An 18120-nucleotide genomic window follows, 5' to 3' on the forward strand; every position below is an offset into this window, starting at 1 on the left:
CCCCGCCGCCGTGGGCCTGCGCGGGGTGCACCACCTGGCGCCCTCGCTGTGGTGGGCCGCGGCTCCACATGTGGTTTTGGCCCCCCCCCCCCCCCCCCCCGCGAGGGTGATCTGTGAGCGGCAACGCTGCCCTGGGACCAGAGGTGAGACCGGTGGCCGATCACCTGACGCGGCACGCGGGGTTCAGCTTCAGCGGACACCGCACCGTGGGGCTCAACGTCATCCTGCAGCGTGAGCTCTCGGCGTCCGGAGCATCGGACGCCGCCGGGTACGTCGCGCTCCTCGAACGCGAGCCCGCCCGCTGGCAGGCACTCATCGACCAGCTCACGATCGGCGAGACGCACTTCTTCCGAGAGGCCGGTCACCTGGAGCTGTTGCACGGCCGGATCCTGCCGGAGCTCCGTGCGCGACGTCCGTCCGGGCACCGCTTCAAGCTGTGGAGCGCCGGCTGCGCCAGCGGCGAGGAGGCGTACACGCTCGCCCTCGTCCTCCACGAGAGCGGACTCTCCGACCGGGCGGACGTGCTGGGCACCGACATCTCACCGGCTGCGCTACGGGAGGCTGCCCGAGCCACCTACCGCCGTTGGTCGCTGCGGGGCGTCGAGGAGGACCGGGTCCGCGCCTACTTCCGTCGGGACGGTGACCGGTTCCGCCTCGACGAGCGCTTCGCCGGTGACGTCGACTTCCGGACGCTGAACCTGCTGCGTGATCCGTACCCGACGCCCGACGGCGGCTTCGACGTGGTGTTCTGCCGCAACGTGCTCATCTACCTGACCCCGGCCGCCGTGGCCCGGGTGGTGCAGCGGTTGGTCGAGTCGCTGGCGGAGGGCGGCTGGCTCATCACGGCGTCGTCCGATCCACATCTGAGCGGGATCGACAGCCTCGAGACCGTCGTGACCGCCGGCGGCGTGGTCTACCGGCGGCGGCGAGCCCACGGGCCGTCAGACGGCGAAGCCGAGGCCGACACCACCGACCGGCGGCAGCTCGGTCGGCACGGCCGGCCGACGGGCGGCGTCCGTCGCCGTCCGGCTCCCATCCGCTCGCGGCCGCCCCGCGCCCCGAGGCCAGCGCTCGACGACGAGCCCGATGTCGTCCTGCAGGCCGGTGATGTTCCCCAGGCTGAGCAGGACGACGTGCTCGCGCTGGTCGACGCCGGGCGGCACGAGGACGCGTTGGCGGCACTATCCCAGGGTGACGACAGATCACCGACCGACGCCCAACGGCACCATCTCCGCGCCGTGCTGCTGGTGGAGACGGGCCGTTGGCAGGAAGCGGTCAAGGCGGCCACGGCCGCGCTGTACCTCGACCCGTCCGCCGCCGTCACCGAGATCGTCCTCGGCCGGGCACAGCTGGGCCGCGGCGACCGGGCCGCCGCCGCTCGGGCCTTCCGCAACGCGCGGACGATCCTGTCCTCCTTGCCCGCCGACCAGCCGGTCGTCGACGGCATGCCGGCGGGACGGCTGCTCGCCGAGCTCGACGCGCTGGCATCCGCTCGTACCACGGTCGCTCCGTGACCACGGCGGGGAGCGGGGATCCGGACGCATCCGAACGAGCCGTGCTAGAGCAGCGCGCCAGGGAGCTCGCCCAGCCCGTGGACGACGAGCGCGGTGGTCTGACGGAGGTCCTCGGCGTCGTCGTCACCGACCGGCGTCTGGCCGTGCGGCTGACCGATCTGCGCGAGGTCCTGCCCGGCCGACGGCTCACACGCATCCCGCAAGCGCCCCCGGGGCTGCTCGGGATGATGAGCGCACGGGGGGAGCTGGTCACGGTGTTCGAGCTGCTAGTCGACGCGTCTGCCTCCGCCGGGCCAGACCACCCCCGGTGGGTGGTCGTCGTCGACGGGTCACGTGCCCCCCTGGCCTTCGCCGTCGACGAGGTCACCGGCACCGCCAGCATCGACCCCGGCGCGCTGCACGAACCGCACACCGCGGGCGCTCAGGACCAGTCTCCGGTCGAAGGGCTCACCGCCGACGGGGTAGGGCTGATCGACGTCGAACGGCTGGCAGGCGACCGCCGCTTCTGGCCGTACGCACCGGAACACGCAACCGGAACGGAGATCCGATGAGATCCATGACCATCACGAGGCAGGTGCTGGCGGGCTTCCTCGCCGCGGTGGTGGCGACCCTGCTCCTCGTGGTCGTCGCGACGGTGGCCCTGCGCCACGTCTCCTCCGTCAAGAGTCGGGTCATCGAGCGCGATGCGACACTCGTGATCGACGCGCACCGGTTGAAGGAGAGCCTCGCATCGCGTGCTGCCTTCGTCCGCGGCTACCTGCTGACCGGCGACCAGGGACAACTGACACTGGTCGAGGCGGAGGCGGCCGAGTTCGCCGGCATCCTCGCCACGCTCCGGGACACCGTGCACACCGATCAGGGCCGGCAGCTGCTCGACCGCATCCAGGCAGCCGAGGAGGAGTACGTCGACGCCGTCGACAACCTGCTCCAGGCGGCCAGCGGAACGGAGGTGACCGAAGAGCTGAAGGCTCAGATCGAAAGCCGTCTGTTCCCCGCGCAGCTGGCGGTGCAGTCCGCCGCGGACGAGTTCGTGACGCGTGAGCAGGACCTGATCACGTCAGCCGTCGCGGCGGCGGACGAGCGTGTCAGAACCGACCTTCAACTCGTGTGGCTGCTGGGAGCAGCGGCGGTCGCCATCGCCCTGGGTGTGGCCTGGTGGGTCACCTCACGGGTGTCGACGAAGCTGCGGGACCTGGCCGAGGCGGCCGACCGGTCGGCTGCCGAGATCGCCAGCAGCACCGGTCAGCTCACCTCCGGCGCGGCCCAACAGTCGGCCGGCGTCCAGCAGACCGTGGCGACCATCAACGAGCTGGCCGCCAGCGCGGACGAGACCGCGCAACGCGCACGTTCCGTCGCCGACAGCGCCGGACGGTCGGCAGAGGCCGCTGAGCGGGGCAGCGCCGCGGTCGACGAAGCGGTCGACGGGGTGCGCGTGCTCCAGGAACAGGTGGACACCATCGCCGACCGCATCCTGGGGCTGGCCAGCCGCGCCCGGTCCATCTCCGAGATCGTGGCCGTCGTCGACGACATCACCGAGCAGACCAACCTGTTGGCGCTCAACGCCGCGATCGAGGCCGCACGCGCCGGGGAGCACGGCAAGGGCTTCGGCGTCGTCGCCAGCGAGGTCCGCCGGCTCGCTGACCAGGCGCGCACCGCCAACGCCGAGATCAGCGACATCCTCGGCGAGATCCAGGAGGCGACCAACCAGGCGGTCCTCGCCACCGAGGAGGGGACCAAGAGCGCCGCGGACGGCATGCGGCTGATCGGCGAGGCCGGCGACACCATCACCGAGCTGGACGAAGCGGTGTCCGGCGCTGCCGACGCGGCCGAGCAGATCGCCGCCGCGGCCGGGCAGCAAGCCGGGGGGACCTCCCAGATCCGCGACGCCATGACCGAGATCGACGTGGTGACGCAGCAGAACCTGGCCACCGCACGGCAGGCGGAGGCCACGGCCGAGCAGCTCACCGAGGTCGCCAACCGGCTCAAGAGCCTCGTCGGAGTCCTCTGACGATGGGGATCGATCTCGGTCGCCTGCGGGCGATCTTCCGCGAGGAGTTGGACGAACGTCGGCAGACGCTCGAACAGGGGTTGCTCGAACTCGAACGGTCACCGTCCGTGCAGCGACGGACCGAACTGCTGCGTGAGCTCTTCCGGGCGGCGCACAGCCTCAAGGGCGCCGCCCTGTCCGTCGGTTCCCCGGCCGTCGCCGCCGTCGCCCACCAGCTCGAGGAGACCTTGGAAGGCCTCCAGGGCACCGATGAGACGGAGATCGAGGTCGCTGCCCTTCTCGACGAGGTCGACCGGCTGGGACGGGCCGCCGACGACGACGCATCGGCCGAGCCCTCCCGGACCGGGCCTGGGACCGAGGCCGAGCCCGGTCCCACGCTGTCCGGCGACACCGGCACGGGACGATCGCCCCCTGCCCGCGCCGACCGACCGCCCCCAAGCGACGGAGCGTCGTCGGGGCGAGCGCGGGTGCCCGTCGGCGAGCTCGAGGCGGCCCTCACGTCGGCGGGACAGCTGCAGCTGGCCATCCACAGCGTCGAGGATCTCGCCGACGGCACGGCCGCCTGCGCGTCCGTCGTCCGCCGGGTCCATGCCGACCTGCAGCACCTGACGGGTGTCCTGGTGGCCCGAGACCGGCCCGGGGGACGCCCGCCGAACGGTCGCGCCGTGGCCGACGAACTCGCGCAGCAGCTGGTCGAGCTCGAGCGTCGTCTGGGGCACCTCGGGCACCGGACCGACGAGGTCCAGCGGGAGCTCGTGCGGTCCGGGGCCGACGTCAGCCGGGCCGTCCAGGTGCTGAGCATGGTGGAGTTCGACCAGGTCTGCGCGGGGCTGGACCGGGCCGTCCGCGACGTGGCGGAGGGGTCCGGCAAGCGGGTACGTCTGCAGCTCGCATCAGGAGCCCTGGAGCTGGACCGGACCGTCGCCGCCGCCCTGCGCGACCCGCTGCTGCACCTCGTCCGCAACGCCGTGGATCACGGCATCGAGCCGCCGGCCGTCCGTGAACGCGACGGCAAGCCCCCCGTCGGTCGGATCCGGGTGGCGGCGGAGGTCCGTTCCGGTCGCCTCGTGGTGGAGGTCAGCGATGACGGGACGGGCATCGACCCGGTCCGTGTGCGGGAGGCCGCGGAGCGCGCCGGTCTCGAGCCCCCCTCGGATCCCGCGGAGCTGCTGCAGCTCGTCTTCGCGCCCGGGCTGTCCACGAGTCGCGATGTCACCGACGTGTCCGGTCGCGGCGTGGGGCTCGACGCGGTCCGGTCCGACGTCGAAGCGGTCGGCGGCACGGCAGAGATCGCCTCCGATGCCGGCCGCGGGACCACGGTGACCCTGGCGCTGCCCCTGTCCCTGTCGACGATGCGCGTGCTCGTGGTCAAGATCGGCTCCGAGACGGTCGCGCTCCCGGCGACCGCGGTCCGCAACGTCCTGCGCGTCGACCGTGAGGATCTCGTGCACATGGGAGCGCGTCGGGGTGTCCTGCACGACGACCGGTCGGTGCCGATCGTCGACCTCGCATCCGTCCTCGGGTTCACCGGCGCGTCCGCACGCGACGACGACGGCTCCGTCGTGGTCGTGGTCGACGTCCCGGGAGGCCACGCCGGCCTGTCGGTCGACGGGCCGCTCGAACAGCACGAGGTGACGGTGCGCACCCTGGGACCGCGACTGGAGGACGCCCCTGGGGTGCTCGGCGCCGTCACGCTGCCCGACGGGAACCTGGTGTTGGTCCTCAACCCGGCGACGTGGGCACGCCGCGCGATGGAGAACCCGGTGCCGTCGGCCCAGCAGGCGGGCACGGAGACCTCACGGGCCCCACACGTGCTCCTGGCGGAGGACACCCTGACCACCCGCACGCTCGAACGCAGCATCCTGGAGGCGGCCGGGTACGTGGTCACCGCGGCGGCGGACGGCGCCGAGGCCTGGGAGCTCTTGCAGCAGCGCGGCGCGGACCTCGTGATCACCGACGTCGACATGCCCAACATGGACGGCTTCTCCCTGTGCGAGGCGATCCGGTCGTCCCCGCGCTTCTCCGACGTCCCGGTCGTGCTCGTCACCTCGCTCTCCGACGACCGCCACCGTGCCCGGGGGGCGGAGGTGGGTGCCAACGCCTACTTCGTCAAGTCGGACTTCGACCAGCGGACGCTGCTCGACACGGTCGCGAGGCTGCTGTGAGCACGACGATCCGCGTCCTGGTCGTCGACGACTCGCCCACGGCCCGCGCGTACCTGGTGGAGGTCTTGGGCAGCTACCCAGGCGTCACGGTCGTCGGTGAGGCCGCAGACGGGAAGGAAGCGGTCGAAGCGACAGCCGAACTGCAGCCGTCGGTCGTGGTCATGGACGCGGTCATGCCGGTGATGGACGGCTTCGAGGCGACCGAACGGATCATGATCGAGACCCCGACGCCGGTCGTCATGACCACCGCGGCGCTCGACCCGGACGACGTCGCGCTCGCCCTTCGCTCGGTGGAGGTCGGAGCCCTGGCCGTCCTGCCCAAGCCCACCTGGGATGCGAGCGGTCCGGATCCCCGGGCGGCGAACGTCTTCGCCCGGAAGGTCGTCGCGCTCTCCGGCGTCGGGGTCATCCGCCGGTACCGGGAGAGCACGTCCTCCCGACCGATCCCTGAACGCGCCGCGCTCCCCGACAGCACCATCCACATCGTCGGTGTGGCCGCGTCGACCGGTGGCCCACGCGCGCTGCACGACCTGCTCGCCAAGCTGCCAGACGGACTGGCAGCGCCAGTGCTCATCGTCCAGCACATCGCCGAGGGCTTCGTCGATGGCCTCGTCCGCTGGCTGGACGCGGCCACAGCCCTACAGGTCAAGGTCGCTGAGAGGGGAGAACCGCTAACGGCCGGTCAGGTCTACCTCGCGCCCGACGACCACCACCTGCGCGTCGCACCTCTGGGCCGGGTGCACCTGGACAGCGACCCGCCGATCGGAGGCTTCCGACCCGCGGCCACGGCCCTGTTCGAATCGCTGGCCGGTCTCTACGGAACGTCCGCGGCTGGCGTCATCCTCAGTGGCCTCGGCGACGACGGCCTCGCCGGGCTGCTCGGCCTGCGAGCGGCGGGCGGCACGGTCCTGGCACAGGACGAGGAGACCGCTGCGGTCTTCGGCATGCCCGGCGTCGTGGTGGCCGCTGGCATCGCCCACGTCGTGGGATCTGTCGACACGCTCGCCGCCGCGATCGCGGAACTCACCACAAGGGGGACAGCATGACCGACATCAGAGGGATCCTCGTCGCCGAGGACAGCCGCACGCAGGCCGAAGCCCTGCGCGCCGACCTCGAGAGCCAGGGCTACGAGGTCACGGTCGCGCGAGACGGCCAGGAAGCGCTCGTCCTGCTGGACGAGCGCTCGTTCGGCCTGCTGATCAGCGACATCATGATGCCGAACATGGACGGCTACGAGCTGTGCCGTCGGGTCAAGGCCGATCGGAAGTTGGACGACATGTCGGTCATCCTGCTGACGAGCCTGCGTGACCCCGTCGACATCGTTCGGGGCCTGCAGTCGGGAGCGGACAACTTCCTGACCAAGCCGTACGACCGCCACCGGCTGCTGTCGCGCATCGAATCCGTCCTACAGCCTCGGGACAACGCGCAGGGCGGTCATTTCCGTCTCGGCGCCGAGGTGCGGCTGCTCGGCCACCGGTTCACCGTCAACGCCGACCGCCAACAGATCCTGGACCTGCTGATGGGCAGCTTCGAGGACCTGTACTACACCAACGCCACGCTGCGGGATCGCGAAGAGGAACTGCTGCGGGCACGCGAGCAGGCGGTCGCCGCCAACGAGGCCAAGAGCCGCTTCCTGGCGACCCTCGGGCACGAACTGCGCACCCCACTGACCGCGGTCATCGGCTACGCCGACCTGCTGCTCCTGGATAGCGGGCTCGACGGCGACGACCTCGACTCCGTGGAACACATCCTCGAAGGAGGCCGCCACCTGCTGCAGCTCATCGACGACCTCGTCGACATCGGCCGCATCGAGGCCGGCGACCTGGCCCTGGATCCCGAACCCGTCGACGTCGGCCAGACGCTCGTCGAAGCGATCGAGGTGGTCCGCGGGCTCGCAGAACGGTACGACGTACAACTGCCCACCACCGCGCAGATCGATGCCTGCCTCGTCCACGCCGACCGGCGTCGGCTGCGACAGGTGCTGATCAACCTGATGTCCAACGCGGTGAAGTACAACTACGCAGGCGGTAGCGTGAACGTGGTGTGCGAACCGACGGGAGACGGCCGAGCACGGATCGACGTGACCGACACCGGCCCAGGGATCGAACCCGACAAGATCGGGCGGCTCTTCGTCCCCTTCGACCGGCTCGGCGCCGAAGCCAACGACGTGGAGGGCACCGGGATCGGACTGCCACTCGTACGAGACCTCGTCGAGGCTATGGGGGGGACCGTCACCGTCCCCAACACCTCGCCGAACGGCACGACCTTCCGTGTCGAGCTACCCACCCCCGGCCACGAGGAACACACGTCGGATCGTCCGTGAACGCGGACAGACCCATCCCCGCCCCGGCGACGATCCTCGTCATCGACGACGAACCGGTCAACCTCAAGCTCCTCAGCCGCATCCTGGACCGCTCCGGCTACACCGACGTCCACACACTGGACGAACCCAGAGCCGCACTGGCGACGTTCGAGGAGATCCGACCGGATCTGCTCCTGCTCGATCTGCACATGCCTCACGTCGACGGCTTCGAGATCCTCGGTGAACTGCCGGAGCTCATGTCCGAGGGGGAGTTCCTGCCCGTGCTCGTGCTGACCGCGGACGCGTCACCGGAGACCCGTCGACGTGCCCTATCGGATGGAGCGACCGACTTCCTACTCAAACCACTGGACCCCGTCGAGGTGACCCTCCGGGTGGGCAACCTCCTGCACACCCGTCTGCTCCACCGCAGCCTGCGAGAGGAGAGGGACAGGCTCGAGGAGCGCGTGCACCGACGGACACGGGAACTACGGGAGGCCAACGAGGCCCTCGTCGTTGCGAATCGTGTGAAGACCGACTTCATCTCCATGGCATCGCACGAGATGCGTACCCCACTGACCGTCCTCAAGGGCTTCACCGAGGTGCTCCTGCAACGTGGCGACGACATCCCATGGGAATCGCGCCGGCAGCAGCTCGAGGCCATGCTGCGCAACACCTCGAGGCTCGAGCGGCTCGTCAACGACCTGCTGCTGTCCTCAAGGATCGAGGCCTCCAGGGACCCCGGCAGGGACGCCATCCAGCTGCGCGCCACTACGTTCGATATCAACCAGGCGGTACAACGGGCGGTTTCGGATGCTGAGCTCGATCCCGCTGACGTGACGGTGGACTGTCCCGAGATGGAGGTGAAGGCCGACGAGGGGCTGGTCGAGCAGATGGTCGTGAACCTGCTCACCAACGCCGACAAGTACGGAGCGCCTCCGATCGAGATCAGCTGCTCGGTCGGGTCGCTTACGGTCGAGATCGTCGTCCGTGACCACGGACCCGGCGTCCCCGAGGGGTTCGTCCCGGAACTGTTCGACCGGTTCGCACAGCACAGCGTCGGTGATCGCCGTACGGCCACCGGGGTGGGGCTAGGATTGTGGGTCGTTCGTGGCCTGGCACAGCTCCACGGAGGCGACGTCACCTACGAACCAGGCCGACCGGACGGAGCGTGCTTCCGGGTGCAGATCCAGCAGTTCTCCCCGTCGGCGCAGGCCAGCGAACACGGCGCTTCCTGACGGCGGCCAGGAGGGCGCGCATGTCTGATGACGCACCATCCCGAGCGGCATCCGATCCGGGCCCGCAAGAGCACGGATCCCGAGTACGCGACCGCCGGGCGGTCGACGCCTGGGAGCTGGTACGGATCTCCGGCGTCGCGATGTGCATCGCCGGCGGTAACGGGCGCCTGATCTTCGTCAACGAAGCCCTGGGTCGGCTCGTCGGAGTCGATCCCGGCGACCTGGTCGGTGAAAGGTGGACCGACCGGGTCCATCCCGACGATCAGCAGCGCACGTCGGAGGTCCTGACGGCGCTCGCCCGACAGGGGGGCAGCATCACGGGACTCGCGAACCGCTACCGGCGGGACGACGGCAGCTACCGCTGGCTGGAGTGGCAGGCCACCGCCGACCCCAACGCGGACCGCGTGTACGGCGTCGGCGTGGACGTGACCGGACGTCGGCATGCGGAGCGACGGCTTGAGGACAGCCTGCAGACGATCCGTGAGAGTCAGCAACGTCTCCGCCTCGCCGTGGAGACCACCGATCTCGGCATCTGGGAGCATGACCTGGCCGAGGATGTCGTGCGGTGGTCCGCGCAGACCGCTCGGATCTTCGGCTACCCGGAGAAGCCGGACACCAAGACCGTCGACGAGTACTTCGGCCATGTCCATCCCGACGACCGGGACCTCCTCGGAGACCTCGTCGACGTCCCCCGTGACCGGTCCAGGATCGAGTACCGCATCATCCGGACGGACGGTCGGATCCGCTGGGTCGTGTCGAACGCGACCGTCCAGTATGACGACGGGGAACCGTCCCGGGTCCTGGGCACCCTCTACGACGTCACGGACCGGGTCGAATCGCAACAGCGACTGCAGGCCGCGAAGCACGAGGCCGAACGGGCGAACGTCGCGATGAGCGAACTCCTGCGTCGCACGAGCCACGAGCTGCGCACGCCGCTCAACGCCATCCTCGGCTTCTCCCGACTCCTCGCAACGGAACAACTCACCGAACAACAACAGGACAGCGTCGACGAGATCGTCGCAGCCGGAGAGCGGCTCTTACACCTCGTCGACCGCGTACTCGCCGTGAACTCCGACACAACGGTCTCGATCGGAACACGCGAACCGCTGGAACTCACGAGCATGGTCGCCCAGGTCATCGCGCGACTCGGACCACTCGCCCGAGAACACGAGGTGCAGTTGCGATCGGAGCTTCCGGACATGCCTCTCGTAGCATTGGCCGAACCGTCCAAGGTCGAACACGTGCTGCTCGACCTGGTCTCCAACGCGGTCCTGTACAGCAGGGGCCAGCACGTCGACCTCACCGTGCACACGGTGGAGGACGACGGACCGCCGCGTCTTCGCGTGGAGATCCGCGACCGCGGTCCCGGCCTAGCACCCGACGAGATCGAGCGCGCCTTCACGCCGTTCGACCGACTCGGCGCCGACGCCACCAACATCCCCGGGACCGGTCTCGGCCTACCACTGTCCCGACGGATCATCGAGAGCATGGGCGGGGAACTGGGCGCCGAGAGCACCCCCGGGTACGGCAGTTGCTTCTGGTTCGAACTGGCTCGCGCACCAGCCAGCGAGGAGGACGCCTAACCGGTCGTTCGGGAAGGACAACAGCAGGACCGACCCGTGAGAGCACGGCAGCAGCGAGCCCCGATCAGGAACGAACATGCGACATGATGCCCACGACGAACTACCACCCGTTGGCAGCGCGCTTGGTGCTGCCGTGCAGACCCTGCGAACGGCGAACGACCTATCCGTCGATCAGCTCGCGGAGACCACCGGACTGGCCGTCGACCACGGGTTCCACGGCAGCTGTGCGTCCCCAAGATCGAGCGGCCCCGATGCATGCGGTCGTCTGGGTGGTCTCAACGGTCCTGGTACTCGAGCATCCGTCTCGCGCCCAGCAGGGTCGCCTCGACGTGGCGGGCCACGATCCGCCCGGTGATCCGTTCGACCAGCCAGCGGAACGGACGGACAGCTCGAAGGCCAGCATCAGGACGAGGCGTGAGCCGTCGGTGACCGGCTCTACCTCCCAGCGGCCGTGGTGGTCCACACCCCGAACCGAACGCCAGACGATCCGACGTTGGTCCTCGTCCCACTCGGTGACGGTCACGATCCCTCCGGCTTCGATCGATCCGACCTGCATGAGCACGCGGAAGTGCGCGCCGACGCCGCTGAGCTGGTCGGATCTTGGTTCCCAACGGGTGACGCCCCGGAAGAAATCCGCGTAGTTGGTGACATCGCTGACCAGGGCGAACACCGCGTCGAGGTCGCGGCGGATCAGCACGTCGCGGTGCAGTTGCATCCTTCAGCCCAGCGGTGGCAGGACCTGGTCGGCGGCCAGCGCCGTGAGGGTCTCCTGCATCAGGTCTGTTACGTAGTGGTAGGCCGTCGCGTCGTCCTCGCCGAACCGTTCCTCCACGTCGATGGGTTCCAGGACCTGCATACGGATCTTGGCTGGCAGCGGCAGGTGACCGAGGAAGTCGCCCACGTTGAGCCCCCAGGGCACCGCCAGGGAGATCGGTAGCACCTTGAGCCGGGCGAGACGGTCCAGGCGCAGCGCCTCGGCGAGCCGGCGCCCGTCGGTCAGGGGGAGGTAGGTGTCCTGTCCGCCGGAGGAGACCACCGGGACGATCGGGACGCCGGCCTCGCGTGCGAGTCGGACGAACCCCTTGCGTCCGTCGAACCGGATCTCGTGTCGGGCGGTCCACTCCCGATGGGTCTCCACGTCGCCTCCGGGGTAGACGAGCACGCACGAGCCGTCGGCGAGGGCGGTCCGGGCGGCGTCGTGGCCGGCGGTCAGCACCCCCCAGCGGCGCAGGAACGGTCCGAGCACCGGCCAGGAGGTCACCAGCGTGTGGGCCAGCGCGTACACGGGCCGCTCCACCCCGAAGTAGGTGTTGAACGCGAGCATGAACACCATGCTGTCGGGCGTCATGTTGCCGCCCGAGTGGTTGCCGACGAAGAGCACGGGTCGGTCCTCGGGGATGTGGTGCAGCCCGTCGACCTCGGCTCGGAAGTACATCGAGGCGAGCAGCCACATGTGCGGGAGCTGCGCGCGGATGAACTCCGGGTCGCGTGCGTCGAGGTCGACCGGCGCATCGTCCACCCGGGGACCTTCCTCGTGTTGCCGGTCGCCGTCCGAGGTCAATCCGACGCTTCCAGGAAACCACGGACCAGCTCGTGCGTCTTGTCCGGATGCTCGTACTGAGGCACGTGGCCGCAGTCGTCGAGCACGACGGACTTCACCGATGGCAGCGCCTCCTCGACGTGCCCCGCGAAGCTGGCCGGTACCAGCCAGTCCTCTGCTCCCCACAGGAACAGAGACGGGGGTGCCAGGTCGGGGAGTCGGTCCCAGAAGCCGCCCGGCTTGTCATGGGGTTCCTCGAGGTAGATCTGACGTGCCGCGGAGAAGAACGCGAGTCGGCCGCGCACGGTCCGGTAGACGCGCAGGAACTCGTCTGCGGCGGCGGCGTACCAGTCGTCGGAGAGCCGGTCCGGGGCGGCGAACAGGGAACGCAGGGTGCGAACGACCAAGCGGCGGGGCATCCAGGCCGCTACCGCAGCCAGTTCCGGACGCAGCAGGCGCACGAGACGTACGTGGTCGCGACCGCGGAGGAACGCCGGGGAGGGCGAGAGAAGCACCAGCCGTCCGACGCGGTCCGCCTGGCGCAGCCCCATCTCGATGGCGACCCTGCCGCCCATCGAGTTGCCGACCAGGTGGGCCCGTTCGATGCTCAGCGTGTCGAGCAGGTCCTCCAACCAGCGGGTGTAGAACGCGGCGTGCAGGGGCCGCAGCGGCTTGTCGCTGTCGCCGAACCCGGGCAGGTCGGGGGCGACCACGCGGTGCTCGGCGCACAGAGCGCGGAAGGTGGGCAGCAGCGAGGCGTTGGTGGCTCCCAGCCCGTGGAGCAGGACCACGGGCGGCCCCGAGCCGGCCTCGAGGTAGAAGGTGCTCAACCCGTTCGCGGTGACGTCTCCTGCAACCGACAGCTGAGGATCCCGGCCAGGAGGATCCCACATGCCGGACATCCGCAGGGACAGCGCGAGGTTGCCGCGCACCCGCAGATCGCCGTCGAGGAACGCATCGACCCCCGACCGTTCGCCTGCGGCGACGTCCCGCAACGTGCCGACGGTCGCGGTCACCGTCGTGTCGGGATCGTCGACCTCCCCCCACGCCAGCGCGGGACGACCGCCCTGGATGCGTAACGTCCAGCTGCCGCCGCCGGTCACCCGCAGCACGATCGTGCCGTCCAGCCAACTCGGCAAGGTGGTCTCCTGCCGCAGCCGCTGGACCAGGACCTCGCCGAGATCGTCCGTGGTCGCCGTCGACACGCCTCAGGCCTCCGGTTGGTCGAAGAAACGCAGGATCTGCTGCGCGAACAACAGGTCTCCGGAGACCCGCAGCTCGCCGGTCATGAACAGTGCGGGGCCACCGGCCTGCCCGGTGACGGGCTTTGAGAAGCTGACCACATCGGTGGTCAGTGTGACGCGCGGGTCGTCCCTCGGTCGCGGCCGATCGCGCAGGTCCCATCGCGGATCGAGACCAGGTACGGGTGCTCGTCACCCTGGTGGACGATGATCCACTGGATGTCGGCCTCGAGGCCCTCGGCCCGATCGGGACGGAAGCGCTGCTGCATCCCCTCGAACACGCGGTCCAGGACACGTCGGGCCCCGAGCTGGTCGAAGGTCTCAGCGATCTGTTCGTCCTCCGCCACGGCGACCAGCTCGGCGAACTGCTCGGGAGTTACCTCGCCGACGTCCATGTCGGACAGGTCGTCCCGTGGCATGTCGTGCCTCCTCTCAGTCGCCGCGCAGCGCTCGTGCGATGACCTTGCGTTGCATCTCCGAGGTGCCCTCGAAGATCGTGTAGATCTTGGCGTCGCGGTACCACTTCTCGACCGGAAAGTCCTTGATGAACCCGTACCCGCCGAGGACCTGGATGGCACGTTCGGTGGTGCGGACCGCCACCTCGCCGGCGCGGAGCTTGCTCATCGAGCCCTCGGCCTGGGGGAACTCGCGGCCGCTGCCCGCGAGCCAGGCGGCCTTGTAGGTCAGCAGACGCGCGGTCTCGACGTCGGTGGCCATGTCCGCCAGCATGTAGGCGATGGGCGGGTGCTCGATGATCGGTTTGCCGAACGACTCCCGCTCCTTCGCGTAGTCGATCGCGAACTCCAGCGCCGCCCGCGAGATGCCGTTGGCCTGCACCGCGACGAACGGGCGCGTCATCTCGAAGGTCCGGAGCGCCGCCGAGCCTCGGCTGCCCTCGTTGGAACGCGCCTTCTCGAGCTTGCCGTCGAGCTTGTCGACGCCGCCGAGCACGCGGTCGAGCGGGATGGTGCAGTCCTCGAGGATCACCTCGGAGGTATCGCTCGCGCGGATCCCGAGCTTCTGCTCCTTCTTGCCGGGGCGGATGCCGCCGTCCTCCTTGCTGATGACGAAGCTCGCCTGCCCGCGGTGTCCCAGCTCGGGATCGACCGTGGCGACGACCACGAACACGTCCGCGACCCCGCCGTTGGTGATGAAGACCTTCGTGCCGTTGAGCACCCAGTGGTCGCCGTCGCGAACGGCGCGGGTCCGCAGCGAGCGCACGTCGGAGCCGGCTTGGGGCTCGGTCACCGCGAAGGCCGCGACCTTCGGCTCCTCCTCGGAGCCGAACATGCGGGGCGCCCACTCCAGCAGCTGCTCCGGGGTCCCGTTGCCGGCGAGGGCCGCGAGCGGTAGACCGGTGCCGAAGATCGACAACCCGATCCCGGCGCAGCCCCAGAAGGTCTCCTCCATGATCAACGGCAGCGTGAGGCCCGAGGGGTCGGCCTGGTGCTGCAGGTAGATCTCGAGCGAGTACAGGCCCGCCTGCGCCGCCTTCTCGATCACCGGCCAGGGGAAGTCCTGGCTCTCGTCGTACTGGGAGGCGACGGGGCGGATCTCGCTCTCGGCGAAGCCGTGGGCCCAGTCGATGAGATCCTTCTGCTCCGACGTGAAACCGAACTCCAACGTGGGTCTCCTGGGGTGTGCTCGGGCGGCGAGGAGGGGTTACCGACGGTAACTTGTTACCTTAGGTAACCATGGATGCCGAGCGGCCGTCAAGCGGTACCACCAACGAACGGGCAACGCGCCGTGCGGAGCTCCTCGACGCCGCCATCCGCGCCATCCGCCGCGAGGGCCCGCGGGTGTCGATGGAGACCATCGCCGGCGAGGCCGGGATCACCAAGCCCGTCGTCTACCGCCACTTCGGCGACAAGAACGGGCTGTACCGCGCGCTGGCCGAGCGCTACATCGCCGACCTCATGGGCGAGCTCGAGACGGCACTCGCGTCGATCGAGGATCCGCGACAGCGCATCGAGGTCACGATCGGCACCTACCTCAAGCTCGTGGAACGCGACCCCGACGTCTACCGCTTCCTCACCCGCACGGTCGTGGCGAACTGGAGCGAGGGCGCGGACCACGTCGCCGGGTTCGTGCACCGCATCGCCGCACGGATCTCCGAGGTGCTGACGTCGCAGTTCGTCCGTCTCGGCCTGCCGGCACGGGGCGCCGACGCGTACGCCCACGGCCTGGTCGGGATGGTGCGTCAGGCGGGAGACTGGTGGGTCGAGGACGGGGGCTACGAGCGCACCGAGCTGGCGCACCTGCTCACCAACTGGATCTGGTGGGGCTTCGCGGGCCTGGGCCGAGATCCCGACGGCTGAGCCCGCACGGGGCGGCTGTGTCGGGGTTACTCCCGGTTCTCCGGGAGAAGGCACGACACGGGCGGCGATCATACGGCGAGGACTCCGTCGACGATGAGGTCGACGCCGAGCGCGATCGCGACCGCCCCGAGCAGCCGCGCCCCGCCCGCCGTCAGCGCGCTGCTCGCGACCCGCGCGCCCGCGGCGTCGGTTCTCGGACCATCGGCGCTCGAACGCACGGCCGCCCACGCCCCGAGGCCGACCGCCAGCGCCGCGCCCGCGATCGCGGCCCCGAGCGAGGCGTCCAGGGCGACGATAACGACCGCGAAGGCGACCTCGGGGCGCAGCAGGACGGGGAACGCGAGCGGGACCACGACGTTGCCGCCGTTCTCCATGACCGTCGCCCGCCCACGGAGCAGGTCGCGCGCCCCGGCGAGCGCGACGACGATGCCGACGGTCATGCGCCACGTGGGCACCGTGATGTCGAGCGCGTCGAGCAGCGGCTCGGCGACGACGGCGAGCAGCGCCAGCGCTCCGACCGCCACGGCGGTCGCCGGCCACGGGGCGCGGCCGGGGACCGTCCCGGCGTGGCGGGGCGGGTTCGCGGTGGCGAGCAGCAGCACCACGCCGACGACGACCGTCATCACGCCACCGTCGGCCACCCTCGCCACCTCGGTCATCAGCCATCTCCTCCGCTGGGAGCTGCTCGCGCGACGACCGGCTCGACCGCCACGAGGAAGCTGAGCGCATGCTGGATGTCGTCCATCCGGACCTCGCCGCTGGCGAACCACGCGCCCCGCGCCGCATCGGGATGGCTGAACGCGTCAGCCTCGTCGGCGTCGACCTGGCGCTGGACCATGAGCCCGGCGAGACAGGTGAGGCGCTCGCTGACGTCCGCATCGAGGTCGGCGAGCCGATCGTCGCGCTGGGACGCGCGCCAAAGCGCGGTCAGCCCCTCCCCCGTCGTGCCGACGCCAGCGGCGCGGGAGGGGCCGGGGCGCGTCCAGCTCTGCCACCCGCCTTCGCGCAGCGGCAGCTCGGAGCGGATGGCGATGCCGAACAGGCCCGCGAGTCGCCGCGCGTAGGCCACCTCGACGTCGGCGAGCCGGTGGCCGGGCCACGCCGCCACCTCGGCGTACGCGTACGCGCCCCAGTGATCGGGCAGCGGCGGGAAGGCCGGCTCGACCTCGTCGCGGATGGTGGCGATGTAGCGGCCGATGCGCTCGGTCGGGGCGTCGAAGCCGGCGTCGGGGAAGGTGGTGTGGAGGCGCGCCAGCGCCCACATCACCTCGCCGGTGAAGAAGATCGAGTACCGGTCCGGGACGGGTCGCCGGGTGTCGGCGTCGTAGTAGGCCAGCACGCTGCCGCGCTCCTCGACCTGATCCGCGAGGAAGCGACCCAGACCGAGGAGGGCGTCGTCGTGGTGCGTCTCGCCGGTGTCCTCGCGCCGCTCCACGAGGCCGGCAACGACCAGCGCCGCCGACCCGACCGACACGCGCCCCGACGTCGGCCCGAAGACGAGCCGGTCGCCGTCCTCCCACGTGCGCTGAAGCGCCCACGCCGTGCCGCGGTCCGCGACCTGGAGCGCCCCGTCGTGCCCATGCCTCGCGGCCTGGTACAGCGACGTCGTGACGCCGGCGTGCCGCACCTGGTTGTAGTCGTCGGGGAACGCGGGCGTCGTCGGATCGTCGTCCGCCGCCGCACCGGCATCGTAGAGGTAGACGTAGTCCCCGGCCGGGTGCTGGTTGCGCTCGAACCACGCGACCGCCTCCGCGGCGGCTGAGCGGACGTCCGCGACCGAGACCGGCGGGCACGTCTCCGGCAGCGCGATCGCGACAGCGGGCATGAAGGCGGAGCGCAGGTTCTCACCGAGCCCCTCCTCGATGGGGTTCCAGCCGGCGACGGGGAACCAGCCGAGTCGGTAGCCAAAGATAAGGATTGCGACGAGGCCGATGACGAAGACTGGCACCGACAATCCGAAAAGGGAGATCGCCATGATGCCCGAGTCGAGGGCGGAGCCACGCCGGGTGGCGGCCAGGATTCCGAGCGGAATGCCCAGCGCCGCCGCAATCACGATGGCGCTGACCGCGAGCTGCAGCGTCGCCGGGAAGGTCTGCACTAGCTCCGCACCGACCGGCCGCTTGGTCAGGTACGACAACCCGAGGTCGCCCTGCAGCGTATTGACGATGAAGCGGGGGATTTGGACGTAGAGGGGATCATCGAGCTGCCACATCT

General features: G+C 70.3%; 17 protein-coding genes. 9 read left to right on the forward strand and 8 right to left on the reverse strand.

Annotation, left to right across the window (positions count from 1 at the left end; all coding sequences use genetic code 11):
* Nucleotides 1-152: 152 nt before the first annotated feature.
* The 8 genes from KY469_20315 to KY469_20350 all read left to right on the forward strand — a co-directional run bounded on the left by KY469_20315 (nucleotide 153) and on the right by KY469_20350 (nucleotide 10807).
* On the forward strand, nucleotides 153-1514 hold the full coding sequence (locus KY469_20315) for a protein-glutamate O-methyltransferase CheR (protein ID MBW3665446.1): 1362 nt from the start codon (nucleotides 153-155) through the stop codon (nucleotides 1512-1514).
* Between the two features lie 77 nt (nucleotides 1515-1591).
* Nucleotides 1592-2065 carry a chemotaxis protein CheW gene (locus KY469_20320; GenBank protein ID MBW3665447.1) on the forward strand — a complete coding sequence of 158 codons (474 nt, stop codon included), beginning with the start codon at nucleotides 1592-1594 and terminating at the stop codon, nucleotides 2063-2065.
* Nucleotides 2062-3522 (forward strand): hypothetical protein, encoded by a 1461-nt coding sequence (locus KY469_20325; GenBank protein ID MBW3665448.1) that lies wholly within the window; start codon nucleotides 2062-2064, stop codon nucleotides 3520-3522. The genes KY469_20320 and KY469_20325 overlap by 4 nt, the downstream gene beginning before the upstream one ends.
* A gap of 2 nt (nucleotides 3523-3524) precedes the next feature.
* Entirely contained in the window at nucleotides 3525-5687 is a 2163-nt protein-coding gene (locus KY469_20330) for a response regulator (protein MBW3665449.1), read from the forward strand.
* Nucleotides 5688-5695: 8 nt separating this feature from the next.
* Entirely contained in the window at nucleotides 5696-6733 is a 1038-nt protein-coding gene (cheB, locus tag KY469_20335) for a chemotaxis-specific protein-glutamate methyltransferase CheB (protein MBW3665450.1), read from the forward strand.
* Entirely contained in the window at nucleotides 6730-8010 is a 1281-nt protein-coding gene (locus KY469_20340; GenBank protein MBW3665451.1) for a hybrid sensor histidine kinase/response regulator, read from the forward strand. The genes cheB and KY469_20340 overlap by 4 nt, the downstream gene beginning before the upstream one ends.
* A complete protein-coding gene (locus KY469_20345) occupies nucleotides 8007-9224 on the forward strand; it encodes a response regulator (GenBank protein ID MBW3665452.1) in 1218 nt (405 codons plus the stop codon). The genes KY469_20340 and KY469_20345 overlap by 4 nt, the downstream gene beginning before the upstream one ends.
* Nucleotides 9225-9244: 20 nt before the next feature.
* Nucleotides 9245-10807, forward strand: coding sequence for a PAS domain-containing protein (locus tag KY469_20350; GenBank protein ID MBW3665453.1), 1563 nt, complete (start codon nucleotides 9245-9247; stop codon nucleotides 10805-10807).
* A 160-nt stretch (nucleotides 10808-10967) separates the two neighbouring features.
* On the opposite strand, the gene KY469_20355 is transcribed toward KY469_20350, so the two are convergent.
* The 6 genes from KY469_20355 to KY469_20380 all read right to left on the reverse strand — a co-directional run bounded on the left by KY469_20355 (nucleotide 10968) and on the right by KY469_20380 (nucleotide 15211).
* Nucleotides 10968-11522 carry an SRPBCC family protein gene (locus KY469_20355; protein MBW3665454.1) on the reverse strand — a complete coding sequence of 185 codons (555 nt, stop codon included), beginning with the start codon at nucleotides 11520-11522 and terminating at the stop codon, nucleotides 10968-10970.
* Between the two features lie 3 nt (nucleotides 11523-11525).
* Nucleotides 11526-12260: a 1-acyl-sn-glycerol-3-phosphate acyltransferase gene (locus KY469_20360; protein ID MBW3665455.1), complete on the reverse strand. Its 735-nt coding sequence runs from the start codon at nucleotides 12258-12260 to the stop codon at nucleotides 11526-11528.
* Nucleotides 12261-12364: 104 nt separating this feature from the next.
* Complete coding sequence (locus tag KY469_20365; GenBank protein MBW3665456.1) at nucleotides 12365-13552, reverse strand: alpha/beta fold hydrolase; 1188 nt, start codon at nucleotides 13550-13552, stop codon at nucleotides 12365-12367.
* Between the two features lie 3 nt (nucleotides 13553-13555).
* Nucleotides 13556-13690 (reverse strand): SCP2 sterol-binding domain-containing protein, encoded by a 135-nt coding sequence (locus KY469_20370; protein ID MBW3665457.1) that lies wholly within the window; start codon nucleotides 13688-13690, stop codon nucleotides 13556-13558.
* Nucleotides 13691-13698: 8 nt separating this feature from the next.
* Nucleotides 13699-14007, reverse strand: coding sequence for a hypothetical protein (locus tag KY469_20375; GenBank protein ID MBW3665458.1), 309 nt, complete (start codon nucleotides 14005-14007; stop codon nucleotides 13699-13701).
* Nucleotides 14008-14020: 13 nt separating this feature from the next.
* Nucleotides 14021-15211 (reverse strand): acyl-CoA dehydrogenase family protein, encoded by a 1191-nt coding sequence (locus KY469_20380; protein MBW3665459.1) that lies wholly within the window; start codon nucleotides 15209-15211, stop codon nucleotides 14021-14023.
* 71 nt (nucleotides 15212-15282) lie between these two features.
* Here KY469_20380 and KY469_20385 point away from each other — a divergent pair, with 71 nt between their 5' ends.
* On the forward strand, nucleotides 15283-15906 hold the full coding sequence (locus KY469_20385; protein MBW3665460.1) for a TetR/AcrR family transcriptional regulator: 624 nt from the start codon (nucleotides 15283-15285) through the stop codon (nucleotides 15904-15906).
* 68 nt (nucleotides 15907-15974) lie between these two features.
* Here the strand turns inward: KY469_20385 and KY469_20390 are convergent, their stop codons facing one another.
* Nucleotides 15975-16565: a hypothetical protein gene (locus KY469_20390; protein ID MBW3665461.1), complete on the reverse strand. Its 591-nt coding sequence runs from the start codon at nucleotides 16563-16565 to the stop codon at nucleotides 15975-15977.
* Nucleotides 16565-18120 (reverse strand): ABC transporter permease (locus tag KY469_20395; GenBank protein ID MBW3665462.1); only part of this gene is annotated, 1556 nt, incomplete at its 5' end. The genes KY469_20395 and KY469_20390, both read right to left, overlap by 1 nt.

Source organism: Actinomycetota bacterium, from assembly GCA_019347575.1.
Lineage (GTDB): Bacteria > Actinomycetota > Nitriliruptoria > Nitriliruptorales > Nitriliruptoraceae > JAHWKY01.